This is a genomic window from Marcopretia estuarina LEGE 06307 (assembly GCF_056633115.1).
In genome coordinates, this window is record NZ_JBSJOY010000001.1 from 30,962 (window position 1) to 48,585 (window position 17,624).

Consider the following 17,624-nt stretch of genomic DNA (forward strand, 5'->3'; position numbering starts at 1 on the left):
TCATCCGTCCATCCGCCGCCGGCCTTCCATCGCCCGGGCCAGGGTTACTTCATCGGCGTATTCCAGTTCGCTGCCCACCGGCAGGCCGTAGGCGATCCGGCTCACGCTGGTGAACGGACGCAGCAGGCGGGCCAGATAGAGGCTTGTGGTGTCCCCCTCCACACTCGGTGTGAGCGCCAGGATCACTTCGCTGATGCCTTCCTGATCCACCCGGTTCACCAGCGGTTGCACGTGCAGCAGCTCCGGTCCGATGCCATCCATCGGCGAGATCAGGCCACCGAGCACGTGGTAGCTGCCTTTGTATTCGCGGGTGCGCTCGATTGCCAGCAGATCACGGGAATCGGCCACCACGCACAGCAGCCCGGTCTGGCGCTCCGGCTGGAGGCAGATCTCACAGAGGGCTTCGGCGGAGAGGTGGAAGCAGCGCTGGCACTGGCCCACCTGGCTGCGGGCGGCGAGCAGGGCATCGGCGAAGGCGCGGATCTGTTCTTCCGGCTGGCGCAGCAGATGCAGGGCTAAGCGCTGGGCGGTGCGGGGGCCGATGCCCGGCAGGCGCTCGAACTGGTCGATCAGCCGGGCCAGGGGACGGGTGAAGCCGCTCAGAGAACTGACGCGAAGACCCCGAATCTAAAGACGCTGCCAAGAGCTCCCGGCCTGCCGGCCGACAGAATGGCGCCGGTGCTCCCCCATCCCGCCGCCCTTGCCGCCATGCCTCTCCGCTTTCTCCAGCCGGATCTCCGGCCCTGGTTCAGCCGCCTGCTGGCCGTGCTGCTCGGGGCCTTGATCGCTGGTGGTGGGCTGGCGGGCTGCAGCGCCGCGGCCGCCGGGCTGAACGCCTTCCAGAGCCCCGATGGCCGTTATGCCTTCCTCTATCCCACAGGCTGGACGCGCGTGGTGGTGAGCGATGGCCCCCAGGTGGTGTTCCACGACCTGATCAACAGCGATGAAACACTCAGCCTGGTGATCTCCGATGTGAATGCAACCAACGACCTGAGTGATCTCGGCAGCGCCGTGGCGGTGGGTGAAAAGCTGCGGCGCGTGGTGATCGCGCCGGCCGGCAGCGGCCGTGAGGCGGAACTGGTGGAGGCGGTGGAGCGCCAGGACGGTGGCCATACGTTTTACGACCTGGAGTACGCGGTGCACCTGGCGGATCGCGACCGCCACGAACTGGCCACGGTGGTGGCTGACCGGGGTCGGCTCTACACCCTGGCGGTGAGCACCAACGAGGCCCGCTGGGGCAAGGTCAAGGAGCTCTTCCATAACGTGATCACCTCCTTCACCCTGCAGATCTGAGGCGGCCCGGCGGCAGCAGGGTGGAAGCGGAGCTCATGCGGGGGGCTGGACCCATCGACGATGCTGCGGCCCTGGACGATGCAGCGGCCCTGCCAGGTTCCGCAGCCGGCGGCCCGGTGGTGGTCATCGGTGCGGGGCTGGCCGGTGGCCTCCTTGCCCTCGAACTCGCGGGCCTGGGTCTGCCGGTGACGGTGGTGGACGGGGCGGGGCCTGCCGCCACACCGCTCAGCTACGGCGGCATCCCCTGGTGGGCCGGGCCTCCGGGCCCGCTCGACAGCTGGATGGCCGCCGCTCCGTCCCACTGGCGCCGCTTGGAGGCGCGCCATGGCCCCCTGGGCCTGAGCCCCTGCGATCTGGTGCTGCATTGGCCCGCCGCCGCTGACGCCGCTGCGCGGCAGCGGCAGGAGGGGGTGCTCCAGCAGGTGGAGGGCCTGGCCCGCCGTCACCTCGGAGCCGATCAGCTGCAGCACGGCCCACCGCTGACGGGCGCAGCCGGCGCGGCCGGGGCGGCGTCTCCAGTGGCTGCGGCGGCAAGCGGCGCTGGAGGCACCCTGCGGCTCGGCTACGCCAGGGTCGATGTGGGGGTGCTTGCGGTTGCCCTGCCCGGGGTGTTGCACGCCGCCGGTGTGCGGCTGCTCAAGCAGCGGGTGGCGGCCATCGAGCCCACGCGCTCTGGCTGGCGCCTGCGCTTGGAAGCGGCCAGCGGTGGTGTGGGCGACACCTTGTGGGCCCGTCAGGTGGTTCTGGCTGCCGGAGCCGGTTGCCGCTCGCTCTGGCCGTCGTTGCCGCAGCGTCTGCGGTTCAGCTGGGCCGGCGCACTGCTGGTGGACCGCCTGCCGCTGGCGCTGCCCTCCGGTGATGCCATCGTGATGCCGTTGCTGGGCCAGCGGCAGGGCCTGGAAGACCGCTCCGCCCAGCTGCAGGCGCCTGAGCTGATCGTGGATGTGGGCTGGGCGCCGAGCGGTACGGGCTGGCTGCTGGGCCAGAGCTCCCTGGTGGGCCCAGGCACGGACCTGGGCCCACCCCCCGACCCCCGCCACACCGAGCTGTGCCTGCGCCAGGCGTTTGCGGGGCTGCTGCCGGCACTGGCGGAGCTGCCGGGTCGCTTCGTTCAGGTGCCGGTGAGCTTCACGAATCCGGGCCTGCCCCTGGTGGGAGCGGTGGCGGGTGACCCTGGCCTGTGGGTGTTCGCCGGTTTCGGTGGGCCCTTTGCGTTGGTGCCGGCCCTGGCGCCGCTGCTGGCGGCCGCCATCGCCGGTGATCCGGCTGCCCTGGCCACGTTGCCCGGCGCCGCCCCCGTGGCGGGCGGGGGCTGACAGGAACCCCGTGACCCACCAAGCTGGCGGCCATGCACCTGCTGCGGCCTGACCATTGGAAGGGGATGCCTCCGCGGCGGAAGGTGGCGTGGTGTCTGGGCGGCGTCGTCGGTGCGGTGGTGCTCTGGGCCTGCTTCTGGCGTGTGCCCACCGAGGTGATGGGCAAGGGGGTGCTGCTGCTGCCCGGCAGTGCCGGCCTGATCGACGCCCGCGCCGGCGGCCAGGTGCGGCGCCTGCTTGTGGCCGTGGGCGATCGGGTGCGACGCGGCCAGGTGCTGGTGGAGCTCTATCTGCCGGTGCTGGAGCGGGAGATCGAACAGCAGCGAGCCAACCTGCGGGAGCTCGAACGTCAGAACGAACAGCTCACCGCCCGCGACGACCAACGCCTCGCCACCGAACGGCAGGCGCTTGCCACCGCCCTCGCCAAGCTGGGCGCTGACCGCAGCCGCTTCGGCGCCCTCAAGAACACCTACGCCGCCAAGCTCAACCAGCTGGAGTGGCTGAGCCGGCGGGAGGTGGTGGCCCCGCTCTCCTCCGAAGTGGTGACGGTGGAGCAGGGCCTCACCGCCACGGCCGTGAACCTCGATCAGGTGGCGATCGAAGAGCGGAACCTGCTCACCGCCTTTCAGCAGGTGAAGCTCGAGCTGGAGACCGCGGCGCTGCAGCGGCGTTTTCGCATCGATGATCTGCGCCGTCAGCTTCGCGTCAGCGAGGCGCAGCTGGCCTTCAACGGCCGCCTGCACGCCGATCGCGATGGGGAGGTGCTGGATCTGCAGGTGATCCCCGGGCAGACCGTGGCCGTGGGCCAGCGGCTGGGCACGATCGGGCGTGGGAGCGGCTCCCAGCCACTGATCGCTGTGGCCTACTTCCCTCCCGCCGATGCCCGTCGCCTGCGCCCTGATCTGCCGGTGGAGGTCGTGCCCGACTGGGACCAGCGCAGCCGCTTCGGTGGCATCGTGGGCCGGGTCCGGCAGGTCAATGTGCTGCCCGCCACCGAGGAGGACATCTCCACCACGATCGGCAACCCCCAGCTGGCCCGCTCCCTCGTGGAAGGCGGGCCGGTGATGCGCGCCGAGATCAGCCTGGAGCGTGACCCCGCCAGCCTCGATGGCTTCCGCTGGACCCTCTCGCGGGGCAGCAGTGTGTTCCCGGTGCGGGAAGGTCTCACCGTCACGGGCCATGCCTACGTGGAATGGCGCACCCCGATCTCCTATCTGCTGCCCGGCCTGCGCTCGCTCACCGGCGGCTTCCGCACCTTCGGCTTCGATCGCCGCTGGGATGACGGAGACCTCCGCCAGAGCGACAAACCGCTTCAGAAGACGCCGACGGCCGCTCCGGCCATCAGCCCCAGCCCCACCGCGGGGGCGTTGCCGTGACTGCGAATCCGCCCCCGCCGACCGGCGAATCCAGCCCGCTGCGGCGGGAGCTGCCCTGGCTGGTGGCCGAAGTGGTGCTGCTGGTGGTGCTGCTCAACGCCAATGCGCCGGAGCTCTGGTTCTGGTTGGTGGTGCTGCTGGTGGTGCTGGCGTACCGCATCGAGCGCTTCGTCTCCAGCGGCGAGCGTTGAGCGGCGCAGCCGCACAGGCTGCTGATCCGGAGCTTCGCGTTGCCCGGGCTCGTCACGGCCCCAGTTGCCGACGGCCGGCCTCTGGAACCGTGAGCTGCACCGGCACGACGGCCTCGGGGTCGGTGGGCATCGGCAGCAGTTCCCGCAGCAGTCGGGCGTAGGTGATGTTCACGGCCACCGTGGCCTCCAGTCGCTGCACCAGGCTGGTGATCAGACGGTCCTGGGTGAGCGACAGGGTGACTTCGTTGGCCAGACCGCTCTGATAGCGGAGCCGGGCATCCCGAAAGGCCTCCAGGCTGGCGCGCACCCCCCGCTGGCTGGAGGCCAGTTTTCCCAGGCTGGCCCCATGTTCGAAGAAGGCCTGCTCCAGCCGCAGGCGGATGTCGTTGCGTGAGGCGGCATAGCGCTGCGCCTCGGCCTGCTCCTGCTGCGTCAGGCTGCGCAGCGCCGCGGCCGTGCTGCCGCCGTCGAACAGCAGCCAGCGGAAGGCCAGCCCCACCGACCAGTCCGTGCCTGCGCTGTTCTGGGTGGGAATCACCGTCGTGCCACAGCAGTCGCCGCTGATGTTCCACTGCTGGGTCTGGCTGCTGCCGGCGGCCGCGGCGGCGAACAGGCTCAGGCGGGGCAGCAGCTGGGCGGCCAGGGCCTGCCGGTCCTTGGCCAGGGCGTCGCGGCTGGCCAGCACCAGCGCCAGCTCGGGGTTGTCGCGATAGGCGGCCAGCAGGCTCTCCTCCAGCCCGAACGGCCAGCGGGACTGGATCCGGATCGGGTCCGCCGCGCGGGGGGTGAGGTTGGCCGGCAGATTGAGCAGCACGGCCAGCCGACGCCGAGCCACCGCCTGGTCGGCGCGGGCCTGGATCAGCTGTTCCTCGCTTTCGGCTTCGAAGGCCTGGCGGCGCAGCAGGTCGAGCCGGGGCACGAGCCCGGCCTGCTTGAGCGCCAGCACCTCTTGCAGGATCACGCCATCGTTGCGCAGGTCGGCTTCGCGGATGCGCACCAGCTGGTCGGCCCGCTGCAGGCCGTAATAGGCCTCACTCACCTCCAGCTGCCGGTGCCGCAGGCTGTTGGCGTAGACGGCCCGTGCCTGCCGCAGCCGCGCCCGGGCCGCCTGGATCGAGGGGCTGCGGGCGAAATCCAACACGGCCAGATCCAGCTCCAGGCCACCGCTCAGCTGGCGCACCCCCTGGTTCAAGGTGGCGGTGGCACCGCTGGGCACGAAGAAGGGGCCATTGGTGGTCGAGCCATCGGCGGCCTGCAGCCCGGATGCGGCGAAGTTGGGCCCGAGGGCGAGGCTGCCGTTGCCGGCGGGCACCCCGAACCGCGTCGCCGTCTGGTCGTAGGCCAGCCCGCCCACAGCGGCGATGCGGGGCCAGTAGGTGCCCAGGCGGCTTTGCAGCTGGGCCAGGGCTGCGGCCACCTCCAGGCGCCGGGCCTGAACCTGCGGACTTTCGGCCAGCGCGATCACCACCGCCTGCTCCAGGCTGAGCGCCTGCACCTGCTGATCGCTGAGCTGCGCCGCCGTCGGCAGGGCTAGCGGGGGTGGGGCCGGTGGCGTCTCACCGGGGGTGGCGCCGCCGGCTCCCCCGTCCTCCGGCCCGGGCAACAGCTGGTCCAGCAGGCGCAATTCGGCGTCCAGGCGGCTCCAGGCGCGCTCCAGCGCAGCGGCGTGGTGATGAGGGTCGGTCCCGGCTGCCAGTGCCACACCGCGGCCCTGCTCCAGCGCGATCCCCAGCAACGTCACGCTCAGGGCGAGCCTGGCGGCGATCGCAGGCCTGGAAGGGAGTCTGGTCATGCCTGCAGCGCCTGCCAGCGCCGGTCCATCATTTCGAGGCCCTCGGCTGCCTGCTCCAGCAGCATCAGGCGCCGGGCCACCTGGCGCTGGCGCACGTTCGGCACCTGCTCGAAGGCGGGGCTGTGCAGCAGCTCGCGGCAGGTGCGCAGGGCCGCCAGGGCCAGTGCCTGGCTCTGCAAGCCTGCCTGCCTGCCGCTGGCCGTCAGCGACGGCAGCGGTTCGTCCTGCGCGAAGCGGCAGGTCTGCCATCGCTCCAGCCGCTGGGCCATGGCCTCCAGCAGCCTCACTTCCGCCATTCTCAGCTCCACCAGCGCCGACGGTGACAACAGTGGAGGCGGCAGGCTGCGCAGCCCGTCGAGGGTTCCAAGCAACAGCGAAAAGGTGGCATCGCACAGTTGCCACAGGTGATGCAGCGGCTGCCGGGCCGGGTTGAGCCCCAACTCCGTGATCGCCGCCGGCCGCCCCTGCCGCAGGGCCACCAGCTGGGTCAGGTCCTGACGGTGGCGCCGGCGCCGCTCGCCGGGGGAAGCGGCGGGGGCCAGCGGGCTGCCGAGTCGCTGGCCTTCCTCGCGCAAGGCGGCTGCGATCGTGCCCATCAGGCGCCGGCAGCCGTCGTTCTGCTGCTGGATCGCCCGGCTGGGCCAGATCCAGCGCACGGCCAGCAACCCCACCACGATTCCCAGGCAGGTCCAGCCCAGGCGCAGCGGAATCCAGCTGGAGAGGTTGGAACTGTGCACCAGCCAGCCCATCACCACGATGAAGCCAGCCACCTTGTAGCCGCTCTGCAGACCCAGCGCACCGCCCAGCAGGCGGGTGAGCGTCAGGGCGATGCCGAGGGCCAGGGGCAAGGGCAGGCGCAGGCCGCTCTGGCACACCAACAGGATGGCCACCCCCATCAGGCTGCCCAGCAGCCGCTGGCGACCCAGTGCATAGGAGCCGCCGTAGCTGCCGGCCATCACGGCGGTGATCGCCATCGGCATGTAGTAGCCATCCGGCAACGGACTCAGCACCGCAAAGCCCGTACTCAGCCCGGTCACCAGGGCCAGGCGCCATTCCTGCCGTGGCGGAAGCTTCATCGCGCCGGCTCCAGGCGGGAGCTGGCGGTGCGGGGCAGGGTGCTCCGCTCGCAGAACTGCAGCGACAGCAGCGCCCGCCGCAGCCGGTTGTGTTCCTCCTCCAGCGAGAGCAGCAGCAGCGAGGGCAGGGTCTGCTCCCCGGAGGCCGGCTGCAGCTGCAGCGGCCCGTCGCCTGACGCCGGCGCCTGCAGCTGCTGAAGCGCCCGTTGCAGCTGCGACGTCAACGCGGCGACAGCTGGCTCGCCGGCCAGGTCGGCGGGGAGCTGGCCGAGCAGCCGTTCGAACTGCACCCAGTGGTGGTGGATCGTCTGCCAGATCAGCAGCCGCTGGCGCCAGCGTGCCTGCCGCAGCAGGTGCCGTGCATGGCCCGCCTGCTCCTGCTGCACCAGCTGTTCGAGAGCGAGCAGGCGGGCGGTGAACTCGGCACGGGACAGCGGTGCAGGGCGTGCCTGCCTGCCCAGAGCCCACGCCGTGAGGGCAGCGAGCTGCGTCTGCAGGCTGGTGTGGATCTGCCGCTCGAGGGCCCCGATGCGCTGCAGCCTGTTCTTCGGCCAGAACAGCAGGGCCGTCAGCAGCGCCACCACGATTCCCACGGACGTGTCCACCGTGCGGTTGAACACGTAGTCCCAGTTGAGCGCGGTGTAGTGGGGGATCAGCAGGAACATCAGGCTGATCGTCACGGCGGTGGACAGCCCTCCTTGCCAGCCCAGCAGCCGCAGCAGGGGCACGGTCAGCAGCAGGGACACCAGCACCGCGGGCCAGCCGCCCATGATCGTGTGCACAAGAAAGGCCACCAGACCGCCGCTGGCGGTGCCGAGCACCCGGGCGAGGGCCGCTTTGACGGTCAGCTCATCGTTGTCATCGATGACGAAGATCACGGCCAGCAGCGGATACCACACGAACGCGATCCGATCGCTCCAGAGCGCGATCGCGGCGGTGATCAGGCTGGCGAGGCCAAGGCGCAGGCTCTGCTGAAGCAGGGGGGAGAGTGGAGCCATCGCAGCGCTGCGGCGCATTGCCGGCACGGTACCGGCTCCGTCCATGGCGGCTGAGGGCTGATGGCAGGAGGCTGAGGATCAGTAGCTGGAAGGTGGCGGCGACCCTGGCGCCGTGGCTCAGAACAGGAAGCGGTAGCGGCCGTTGTCCGACGACTCCTTGGAGGAGCTGGCGGTGCCGGCGGTGCTGGGCCAGTCGGCTTCCCAGTAGCTGATGCCGTTGCGGTCGAACGGGCGGCCGCCGAGCCGCTCGGTGCTGAGCTGGGTGGAGGCCATGGCGGTGATCAGGCCGCCGATCTGCATCGGCCCGAGATCGGTCTTGACATCCTCCCCGGCGGCGGAGAGCAGGGTGGGCAGACGCATCAGGTTGTCCGGCCGGATCAGCTTGCGAAACACCGCGGCCAGCACCAGCTGCTGCCGCTCGATGCGGCCGATGTCACCGTTCTCGTCGTGGCGCCAGCGCAGGAAGCCTTCCAGGTCGCGGCCCTTGAGCGTCTGCATGCCCGGCTGCAGGTCGATGTAGAGGCCCTGGCTGTTGTCGACGTAGTACATGCGCTTGGGCACATCCACCTCGACGCCACCGAGCACATCGCCCATGCGGCGGATCGCACTCAGATTGACCTTGATGTAGTGGCCGATGGGTCGACCGAGGCGTTCGGAAAGCTCCTCCTTCGCGGCTTCGATGCCGCCGTAGGCATAGAGAGCGTTGGCCTTGACCGGGCCGAAGCGGGCGGAATCGATGTAGGTGTCTCGCGGCACCTGGGTGATCTGGGTTTTGCCGTTCTCCACCCGCAGCGTGAAGATCACATCGGTGTTGCCACCACCCACGTCGGAGCCGAGCACGAGCAGGTCGCGATCGGTGTCAACCCAGCTGCCGAAGGGATTGCGGAAGCCTTCCAGCTTCACAGTGGTGTTGCCCTTGATCAGATCGGCCAAGGGCACCGCCAGGGCGAGGCCGCCGCCGAGCCCGAACATCACGGCGAGCAGGATCGGCCCCAATCCTCTCGACCGGCGCTTGGGGGGCGGAGCGCTCGGATATCCGGCTGAAGGCGCCGAAGGAACCGCTGTGGATCTCTGGCGCTTCGCTGCCGATGTCTTCATATTGAAACCTTATTTCATCCTGGCGGTGGATTTCCCTCCCAGGCCCGCCGGTATCAGTCAGTTTCTGAGCTGGTGACCTCAGCTCCCAGGATCGCGGCGTTGGCGCACCAGTTCCCGCGCCGCCGGCAGGGCCGGATCCAGCTCGATCGAACTGAACGGCGGCAGCGCCTGCTGGCGCAGCCAGGCACCCCAGCGAAACTCGTGGAAGGGCAGGGTGGGTTGGGCGCGGATCAGCCCCTCCTGCTTCAGCTTCCAGACCAGGCTGCGATAGGGGTCGTCGTCGAGTGCCTCCAGCCGCCTCGGCAGGCGCTCCGCCGGGTGGGGACCGCGCCCCTCGCCATCGTGCAGATACAGCCAGCCGCGGCGATTGAGCTCCTCGAGGCAGTGGGCCCGGCTGGCGCCCTCCAGCCGCAGCACCACCGCACAGAACACGCTCACGTCCGGGTCGACGTCGAGCAGGGCCCGCAGCCGGTGATGGCGATCGATCATCCAGTGCTCACCGGCGCTGCTGACGGCGACCGGCACCGGGCGGCTGCGCAGGTAACGGCGGCGGCTGGCAGCGGATTCAAGGCGGAAATCACAGGCCCGGGCCCGCACCTCCGCCAGACCGAGGCAGAGCTGGGTGGGCTGGAGGCGCTCGACGGGCAACTCCAGCAACTCCGTCTGGGACGTCGGCGGCAGTTCGTGGGGACCGGAGCTCGGCGCCATCGTCAGGGGGCAGCAGGGGGCCCTGAAGGAGTTGTCCATGCTGCAACATTCCCGCCCACCCCGTCGTGCCGTATCAAGGGGGCAGCGGATGCCTGCCTGTGCTCAGGCCAGCAGCGGTTCTTCGCGGCGCAGTCCGGCCTGCACGCGCCAGAGGTTGGCGTAGGCGCCGTTGCGGACGATCAGCTCTTCGTGGCGCCCGGCTTCCACGATGCGGCCCTGGTCCATCACCACGATCCGATCGGCGTGGCGCACGGTGCTGAGCCGGTGGGCGATCACCAGCGTGGTGCGAGAGGCGGTGATGTGGTCAAGGGAACGCTGGATGGCGGCCTCGGTTTCGTTGTCCACCGCGGCGGTGGCCTCATCAAGGATCAGCACGGGCGGATTCTTGAGAATGGCCCTGGCCAGGGCGATCCGCTGCCGCTGACCGCCTGAGAGCCGCTGGCCCCGCTCGCCCACGACGGTGTCGTAGCCCTGTGGCAGGGCCTCGATGAAGCCGGCGGCTTCGGCGAGGGCAGCGGCTCGGGCGATGGCGGTGCGGCTGGCTCTGAAGCTGCCGTAGGCGATGTTCTCGGCCACGGTGCCGTGGAACAGGAACACCTCCTGGCTCACCAGGCCGATGGCACGGCGAAGATCTTCGAGCCGCAGCTCCCGAATTGGCTGGCCATCCAGCAGGATCTCGCCCGCCTGCACCTCATAGAGCCGCAGCAGCAGCTTCACGATCGTGCTCTTGCCCGAGCCCGTGGCGCCAACGATGCCCACGGTGCTGCCGGCCGGCACGGTGAGCTCGAATCCATTCAGCAAGGGGTCGCGGCCGCCGTAGGCGAAGTCCACCGCGCGGAACTCGAGCCTGCCCTGCACCTGCTCAAGGGGCAGCGGCCGGGAGCCGCCGGGAATGCTCACCGGAGTTTCGAGCAGATCGAGCACCCGGGTGGTGGAGGCCATGGCCCGCTGGTAGTCGTCGAGGGTGCGGCCCAGGGTGGTGAGCGGCCAGAGCAGGCGCTGGGTGATGAACACCAGAAAGCTGTAGCTGCCTACAGCGATCGCTCCCTGCCACGCCTGCAGGCCGCCGATCACCAGGATCGCCAGGAAGGCGAACAGGATCGCGAAGCGGATCAGCGGAATGAAGGCGGCCGAGATGCGGATCGCGCGGCGGTTGCTGGCGCGGTAGGCCTCGCTTTCGCCGCGGAGGCGCTCCAGCTCCCAGGCTTCAGCGGCGAAGCTCTTGATCGTGAGCATGCCGCCGAGGTTGTTGGCCAGGCTGCTGTTGAGATCGCCAGCCCGTTCACGCACCTCGCGGTAGCGCGGGGCCAGCCGCTTCTGGAAGCTGAGCGAGCCCCAGAGGATCACCGGGATCGGCAGAAATGCCACCCCCGCCACGCTGGGGGAGAGCACGGCCATGGCCCCGCCCACCGCCACCACGGTGGTCACCAGTTGCAGCAGCTCGTTGGCGCCATGGTCGAGGAAGCGCTCGAGCTGGTTGATGTCGTCGTTGAGGATCGCCATTAGCCGGCCGCTGCTGCTCGACTCGAAGAAGGCCATCTCCAGCTGCTGCAGATGGCCGTAGGCCTCAAGCCGCAGCTCGTGCTGCACGGTCTGGGCGAGGTTGCGCCACAGCACGCCATAGAGGTATTCGAAGCCGGATTCGGCGCTCCAGATCACGAACGAGAGCAGGGCCAGCAGCCCCAGCTGGCTCGGCACGCTGCGGAAACCGAGCGCGGCGAGGCTGGAAGTCTGCTGGCGGACCACCACATCCACCGCCAGGCCGATCAGCACCGGCGGCGCCAGATCGAAGATTTTGTTGAGCACCGAACAGAACGCCGCCTGCCACACCCGCCGGCGGTGCGGCCGCAGGGCTCGCAGCAGCCGCTTCAGCGCGGGGGCAGAGTGTTGGGGCTCGTGCTGGGGCGAAGAAAGTGGCGGCATGGCCTGGGCAGGCGTGGCAAAGCATGAAGCAGAACGGAAGGAAAAGGGAAGAAGGGAGGAAATGGGCGAAGGTCGTCTGATTGTCACGGAACCAACACCCGGCGATCCCGAACCAATGTCTGCCCCTGTCCCCTGGAGTCTGGCCTGGTGCGAGAACGGCGAACTCGCACCTCAGGACCGTTTCGACCTGCTGCAATCCCTGGTGCTCACCGAGTCCACCGAGGTGCAGACGACCTTGATCGCCACGATCGAAAACCTTCCCCTGGAGCAGGTGAGCCTGCTGTGCACCGATGGTGTGACCAGCCTCTGGAGCTGAACGCTCAGAGCCGGTACTTGGTCGTGGCGAGCTGCCGGCAGATGTCGGTGGCGCCCTGGATGCTGGAGCCCTTGTTCACCTGCTCCACGAAGCAGTTGCAGGTGTAGGCCCCCATGCCATCCGGGGGCACTTTGCGGGCCGCTTGGAAGGCGGCCTGGAACCCCGCCAGGCAGAACCTGGTGACGCTGTCGTTGCGGGTGGAAGCCGATGCGCTCAACGTATCGGCCTGCACCGGTTGGGCAAAGAGCGTGAGGGCAGCCAGCGAGGTGAAGGTGAAGACCAGGCGCATGGAGGGCCTCAGGGCAATGGCGGGGAGGGGCTGAAGGGCTCAGCCCTGGTGACGGGAAATCTGCAGCTCCTTGTTCATCACCCGCAGGCGGGCGAGAGCAGCGAACACATCTTCAGGCATTCCCTTGGGCAGATCGATCACGCTGTGCGTGTCGAAGATCTGGATCCTGCCGATGCTGCGGCCGTTGAGGCCAGCCTCATTGGCGATCGCTCCCACGATGTTGCCCGGCTTGACGCGGTCACGCCAGCCCACTTCGATGCGGAACCGGTCCATCTGGTCGTCGGGGGGCGCGCTGCCTTCCTCGCGGAACCCGCCGCCGTTGCGGCCCTGGCCAAGGGGCCGCCGTTGCTCGCCGCGCTCGCCACGGCGGGCATCGCCGTCCCGTTGACGGTCACGGTCGCGTCCTCCGCTCTGCTGCCAGTTTTCTTCACCCTGGGCGAGCAGCGGGCGATCGCCCACGGCGAGCTGGAGGGCGGCCAGGGCCAGCTGCTCCGGGGTGACCTCGATCTCGCGGCCTACCCGCTGGATAATCTCGCTGAGCAGGGCCAGTTCCTGGGGCTCACTTGTGGGCTCCTGCACAGCCGCGGTGAGGCGCTGACGCAGGCGATCCAGCCGGCTCTGGTTGATGTCGGCGTTGCTGGGCACCTCCATCGGCTCGATCGGCTTGCCGACGGCACGCTCGAGACCTGAGAGGAAGCGGCGCTCGCGCGGGGTGAGGAACAGGATCGCGTCGCCCTTGCGGCCGGCCCGGCCGGTGCGGCCGATGCGGTGCACGTAGGCCTCGCTGTCGAAGGGGATGTCGAAGTTGATCACCAGGGTGATGCGGTCGACGTCGAGGCCGCGCGCCGCCACATCCGTGGCCACAAGCACGTTCACCTTGCCGCTGCGCAGCCGCTCCACGGTGCGCTCCCGCTGGGCCTGCGGCACATCGCCGTTGAGCACAGCGACATCGTGGCCCTGCTGTTCGAGCGCTTCGGACACCGCCAGGGTGATGGCCTTGGTGCGGGCAAAGATGATCACACCTTCGCTGCTTTCGGCCTCGAGCACCCGGGTGAGAGCTTCCAGTTTCTGGGATCCGTTCACCACCAGATGGCGCTGGCGGATGGAGCTGGACTCAGCCCCTTTCTGCCGGATCGTCACTTCCGCCGGGCTGCGGAGATAGTTCTTCGAAAGCCGCCGGATTTCGGACGGCATGGTGGCGGAGAACAGGATCACCTGCCGCTCGCTCGGCAACTGCCCCAGCACCCACTCCACGTCGTCGATGAAGCCCATGCGCAGCATTTCATCGGCTTCGTCGAGCACGAGGCTGCGAAGGCCGGAAAGATCAAGGGTGCCCTGGCGCATGTGATCCATCACCCGGCCAGGGGTGCCCACCACCACCTGCACGCCACGGCGCAGACGCACGATCTGATCGCGGAAATCGGCTCCGCCGTAGATGGGAAGCACCCGCACCTGCGGGAGCTTGGTGGCATAGCTGTTGAAGGATTCCGCCACCTGCAGCGCCAGCTCGCGGGTGGGAGTTAGCACCAGCACCTGGGGGGTGCGTTGGGCAGGATCAAGGCGGGCCAGCAGGGGCAGGGCGAAGGCGGCTGTCTTGCCGGTGCCGGTCTGCGCCTGGCCGACCAGATCACGGCCGAGCAGCAGCTCAGGAATGGCGGCTTTCTGGATCGGGGAAGGCTCGGTGTAGCCGCAGCCTTCGACGGCCTCCAGCAGCTCGGCGGAGAAACCGAAGCTGGCGAAGCCGTTCTTCGCTTCGGCAGGTGCTGCGGTGGTGGTGAGCGGACCGATCAGGGTGCTGGCCTCGGTTGTGGCGTCCGTCACGGCGGGGCTGGTGGCTTCCAGGGCGGTGAGATCGACGCTCGTCAGCGGCAGGGCTGGCGTGGCGGCGGAATCCGTGGCGATCGGGTCGGCGGAGAGGGAAAGGGTGGTGATGGGATGGCTCGTCGAGGTGGAATTGGAGGCGGAGAGGGACGCGTCGGTGTCAACAGAGCACGCGAAGCTCTCGCAAGCAGAAGGCTGGGTCACGAATCTGGGTGGGTGGCTGGGGCCTGAGGAGTTCCTTCAACACAGGCCGGCAGCAACCCGAAGCTCATGGCCTTGATGGCCTGTAGCACGCCTGCCTTGCCCTTCATCAAAGGGTGAGAGCACAATGTAACACCTGAACGGCCGGAATCCCCGTCATGTGCTGCTGACGGCCCGGCCGTAATCGTCCTGCCAACGCTCGATATCAGCTTCTTCGAGACGGTCGCCCCGCTGCACCTCAATCAGGACCAGATCGCTGGAGCCGGCGGTGAGCCGATGCATCGCGCCCACAGGGATGAACAAGGTGACGCCCGGCCGGGCCGGGATGGATTCCCCCTCCAGTTCAAGCCGACCGTTGCCGGCCACCACCACCCAGTGCTCACAGCGGTGGCGATGACGTTGGAGGCTGATGCGCTGGTGGGCCAGCACCAGCAGCCGTTTCACCCGGTAGGACTCACCATCGGCAAGGGTCTCGAACCATCCCCAGGGGCGTTGGCATCGCCCTGATCCGGCGTCAACCTGGGCCTCGGGGCCGGGCGGTAACTCGCGGCCGGCTTCAGGCAAAGGCTGAGGGTTGCCAGGCCTGAGCGCGCTCCAGGCTGATTTCGGCGATCTTGTCGTGGGCGTGCAGCCGGCGCTGAATCTGATTCGTGCAGTTCTGCCAGCCCGGGGGTGTGGTGGTGGCGTCGAAGCAGGCTTCGGAGCGGTCGTCGAGCATGCGCCCGAGCGTGGCCTCGGCTCCGGCCTTCGGATCCGGCAGCAGGAGGTAGTAGCGAACCATCGACGCTGCAGCGGAATGCAGGTTCAGTCTGTCGCATGACGTGGTCAGTGAAGGGCGCCGCGGGCCTGACACAGCGCGCGCGGCTCTTGCCGCTGGTTGCTGGTTCGATGCTGCGCAGGATCCGACTGGGAATGCCCGAGGCTTGAGCGATTCGCAACCGGGGAAGGGCCCACCAATTGATCTGTAGCAACGGCTTCATCTGGTGGCAAGGCTGAGGGGTTGGATGCTGGGCGGATCTTTTCTGCCCCTCATGCCCAGTTCGCAGCGTCTCGCGGCCATCCAGTGCATCCAGGAACGGCCATCCCCGGAGTTTCCTCCCATTGCGCCCCTCTCGGAGTTGTGGGCGTCTGACGTTTTCGATCTGGCCAAGATGAAGTCGTCCTTGCCGAAGGACATCTTCAAATCGGTTCAGAAAACCATCAAGGAAGGCGGCAAGCTTGATGTTTCCGTGGCCAATGTTGTAGCCCAGGCGATGAAAGACTGGGCGGTGGGCCGTGGCGCCCTCTACTACGCCCACGTGTTCTATCCGCTCACCAACTCCACGGCGGAGAAGCACGACGGCTTCATCTCCACCCAGAGCGATGGTTCGGCCATCTGTGAATTCACCGGCAAGGTGCTTGTGCAGGGCGAGCCTGATGGTTCCTCCTTCCCCAATGGCGGCATCCGCTCCACCTTCGAAGCCCGCGGTTACACGGCCTGGGACATCACCAGCCCGGCCTTCCTGATGGAGACGCCCAACGGCATCACCCTCTGCATCCCCACGGTGTTTGTGTCGTGGACGGGTGAAGCCCTCGACAAGAAGACACCGCTGCTGCGCTCCAACGCAGCGATGAACAAACAGGCCCAGCGGCTGCTCAAGTTGCTCGGCAACACCGAGATCGCCCCGGTCAATTCCAGCTGCGGTGCTGAACAGGAATACTTCCTGGTCGACAGCGCCTTCGTGACCCTCCGCCCCGACCTGCTGCTGGCGGGCCGCACCCTGTTCGGCCATCCTTCCGCCAAGGGCCAGCAGTTCGATGACCACTACTTCGGTGCGATCCCCCAGCGGGTGCAGGTGTTCATGCAGGATGTGGAACGCCAGATGTACAAGCTGGGCATTCCCGCCAAAACCCGCCACAACGAAGTGGCACCGGGCCAGTTCGAGATCGCTCCGTTCTTTGAGGCGGCCAACGTAGCCACCGACCACCAGCAGCTCACCATGACGCTGCTGAAGAACACGGCGCGCCGGCACGGCATGAACTGCCTGCTGCACGAGAAGCCCTTCGCTGGCATCAACGGCTCCGGCAAGCACGTGAACTGGTCGGTGGGCAACGGCACCCAGGGCAACCTGCTGGATCCCGGCAGCAGCCCTGAGGAGAACATGCAGTTCCTGCTGTTCTGCGGTGCTGTGATTCGTGGCGTGCATCTCTACGGCCCGCTGCTGCGTGCTGTGGTGGCCACGGCCGGTAATGATCACCGCCTCGGTGCCAACGAAGCGCCGCCGGCGATCATCTCGATGTACCTCGGCAGCCAGCTGGAAGAGGTGTTCACGATGATCAAGAACGGCAACCTTGGCAGTACCGACCACGGTGGATTGATGCAGCTCGGTGTCGACACCCTGCCCGAGTTCCCCAAGGATCCGGGCGATCGCAACCGCACTTCCCCGTTCGCCTTCACCGGCAACCGCTTCGAGTTCCGCGCCGTGGGTTCGAATCAATCCGTGGCCGGACCGCTGGTGGCCATGAACACGATCCTGGCCGACTCGCTCAAGTACGTGGCCGACGAACTGGAGGCCAAGATGGGTGCCGGTGCGTCGCTGGAGTCGGCAGCCGCTGAAGTGCTGCAGGCGATCATGCAGCAGCACGGCAATGTGGTGTTCGGCGGTGACGGCTACTCCAGTGAGTGGCACGAAAAGGCCGTGACCGAACGGGGCCTGGAGAACCTCCCCACCACCGCCGATGCGCTGCTCGTGCTGGAGCGGGACGACATCAAGGCCCTGTTCGAGCGCACCGGTGTGCTCACCCCGGTGGAGCTGCACAGCCGCTTCGAGGTGTATGCCGAGCAGTACGTGCTGGCGGTGGAAGTGGAGGCCAAGTTGGTGCTGCAGATGGCCCGCACCCAGGTGTACCCCGCCGTGATGACCTATCTCGGTCAGCTGGCCAACTCCCTCCACTACCAGGAAACCCTGGGTCTGCCGCCCGATCGGGCCATGGCCGGCCGGATCGCCACGCTCAACCAGGAGCTGCTGGCCAACTGCGTGGCTCTGGAGTCCGCTCTGGCCAGCCCGCCCCATGGCGAGGCTGCCCACATGCGCCACTGCGCAGACACCCTGCTGCCGCTGATGTACAAGATCCGCGAAGCCGTCGACGGGCTCGAAACCCTGGTGGACGACAACGCCTGGCCGCTGCCCACCTACCAGGAGATGCTGTTCATCAAGTAGTCAGGTAGTCAGAACGTTGGGGGCGG

Annotated in this window: 17 protein-coding genes; 6 read left to right on the forward strand and 11 right to left on the reverse strand. The window is 68.4% G+C overall.

Annotated features, from left to right (window positions below; all coding sequences use genetic code 11):
* Nucleotides 1–582: a recombination mediator RecR gene (gene recR / locus ACWJI3_RS00145; protein ID WP_094511027.1), complete on the reverse strand. Its 582-nt coding sequence runs from the start codon at nucleotides 580–582 to the stop codon at nucleotides 1–3.
* Between the two features lie 126 nt (nucleotides 583–708).
* Here recR and psbP point away from each other — a divergent pair, with 126 nt between their 5' ends.
* From psbP to ACWJI3_RS00165, 4 genes are all read left to right on the forward strand, one after another.
* Entirely contained in the window at nucleotides 709–1,293 is a 585-nt protein-coding gene (psbP, locus tag ACWJI3_RS00150) for a photosystem II reaction center PsbP (protein ID WP_094511091.1), read from the forward strand.
* 35 nt (nucleotides 1,294–1,328) lie between these two features.
* Nucleotides 1,329–2,609, forward strand: coding sequence for an FAD-dependent oxidoreductase (locus ACWJI3_RS00155; RefSeq protein ID WP_480202425.1), 1,281 nt, complete (start codon nucleotides 1,329–1,331; stop codon nucleotides 2,607–2,609).
* A 65-nt stretch (nucleotides 2,610–2,674) separates the two neighbouring features.
* Entirely contained in the window at nucleotides 2,675–3,985 is a 1,311-nt protein-coding gene (locus tag ACWJI3_RS00160; RefSeq protein ID WP_480202426.1) for an NHLP bacteriocin system secretion protein, read from the forward strand.
* Complete coding sequence (locus tag ACWJI3_RS00165; RefSeq protein ID WP_094511024.1) at nucleotides 3,982–4,176, forward strand: hypothetical protein; 195 nt, start codon at nucleotides 3,982–3,984, stop codon at nucleotides 4,174–4,176. The genes ACWJI3_RS00160 and ACWJI3_RS00165 overlap by 4 nt, the downstream gene beginning before the upstream one ends.
* 52 nt (nucleotides 4,177–4,228) lie before the next feature.
* Here the strand turns inward: ACWJI3_RS00165 and ACWJI3_RS00170 are convergent, their stop codons facing one another.
* From ACWJI3_RS00170 to ACWJI3_RS00195, 6 genes are all read right to left on the reverse strand, one after another.
* Nucleotides 4,229–5,968: a TolC family protein gene (locus ACWJI3_RS00170; protein WP_480202427.1), complete on the reverse strand. Its 1,740-nt coding sequence runs from the start codon at nucleotides 5,966–5,968 to the stop codon at nucleotides 4,229–4,231.
* Nucleotides 5,965–7,044: an FUSC family protein gene (locus ACWJI3_RS00175; RefSeq protein ID WP_480202428.1), complete on the reverse strand. Its 1,080-nt coding sequence runs from the start codon at nucleotides 7,042–7,044 to the stop codon at nucleotides 5,965–5,967. The genes ACWJI3_RS00170 and ACWJI3_RS00175 overlap by 4 nt, the downstream gene beginning before the upstream one ends.
* The gene (locus ACWJI3_RS00180; protein ID WP_480202429.1) at nucleotides 7,041–8,087 is read right to left on the reverse strand and encodes an FUSC family protein; all 1,047 of its coding nucleotides are present in this window, start codon (nucleotides 8,085–8,087) and stop codon (nucleotides 7,041–7,043) included. The genes ACWJI3_RS00175 and ACWJI3_RS00180 overlap by 4 nt, the downstream gene beginning before the upstream one ends.
* Nucleotides 8,088–8,159: 72 nt before the next feature.
* Nucleotides 8,160–9,014: an LCP family protein gene (locus ACWJI3_RS00185; RefSeq protein ID WP_233132847.1), complete on the reverse strand. Its 855-nt coding sequence runs from the start codon at nucleotides 9,012–9,014 to the stop codon at nucleotides 8,160–8,162.
* Between the two features lie 204 nt (nucleotides 9,015–9,218).
* Complete coding sequence (locus ACWJI3_RS00190; protein ID WP_255099680.1) at nucleotides 9,219–9,848, reverse strand: ParB/Srx family N-terminal domain-containing protein; 630 nt, start codon at nucleotides 9,846–9,848, stop codon at nucleotides 9,219–9,221.
* A 102-nt stretch (nucleotides 9,849–9,950) separates the two neighbouring features.
* Entirely contained in the window at nucleotides 9,951–11,771 is a 1,821-nt protein-coding gene (locus ACWJI3_RS00195) for an ABC transporter ATP-binding protein (RefSeq protein WP_255139914.1), read from the reverse strand.
* 115 nt (nucleotides 11,772–11,886) lie between these two features.
* On the opposite strand from ACWJI3_RS00195, the gene ACWJI3_RS00200 reads away from it, so the two are divergent.
* Entirely contained in the window at nucleotides 11,887–12,087 is a 201-nt protein-coding gene (locus tag ACWJI3_RS00200; protein WP_094511019.1) for a hypothetical protein, read from the forward strand.
* 4 nt (nucleotides 12,088–12,091) lie between these two features.
* On the opposite strand, the gene ACWJI3_RS00205 is transcribed toward ACWJI3_RS00200, so the two are convergent.
* From ACWJI3_RS00205 to ACWJI3_RS00220, 4 genes are all read right to left on the reverse strand, one after another.
* Nucleotides 12,092–12,376 carry a hypothetical protein gene (locus tag ACWJI3_RS00205; RefSeq protein WP_094511018.1) on the reverse strand — a complete coding sequence of 95 codons (285 nt, stop codon included), beginning with the start codon at nucleotides 12,374–12,376 and terminating at the stop codon, nucleotides 12,092–12,094.
* Nucleotides 12,377–12,415: 39 nt separating this feature from the next.
* Nucleotides 12,416–14,248, reverse strand: a complete 1,833-nt coding sequence (locus ACWJI3_RS00210) for a DEAD/DEAH box helicase (RefSeq protein ID WP_480202977.1) — start codon at nucleotides 14,246–14,248, stop codon at nucleotides 12,416–12,418.
* A 306-nt stretch (nucleotides 14,249–14,554) separates the two neighbouring features.
* The gene (locus ACWJI3_RS00215) at nucleotides 14,555–14,962 is read right to left on the reverse strand and encodes a phosphomannose isomerase type II C-terminal cupin domain (RefSeq protein ID WP_480202430.1); all 408 of its coding nucleotides are present in this window, start codon (nucleotides 14,960–14,962) and stop codon (nucleotides 14,555–14,557) included.
* Nucleotides 14,955–15,179, reverse strand: coding sequence for a hypothetical protein (locus ACWJI3_RS00220; protein ID WP_094511015.1), 225 nt, complete (start codon nucleotides 15,177–15,179; stop codon nucleotides 14,955–14,957). Before ACWJI3_RS00220 ends, ACWJI3_RS00215 begins: the two co-directional genes overlap by 8 nt.
* Nucleotides 15,180–15,429: 250 nt before the next feature.
* On the opposite strand from ACWJI3_RS00220, the gene ACWJI3_RS00225 reads away from it, so the two are divergent.
* Nucleotides 15,430–17,598, forward strand: coding sequence for a glutamine synthetase III family protein (locus tag ACWJI3_RS00225; RefSeq protein ID WP_255099676.1), 2,169 nt, complete (start codon nucleotides 15,430–15,432; stop codon nucleotides 17,596–17,598).
* The last annotated feature ends 26 nt before the right edge of the window (nucleotides 17,599–17,624 follow it).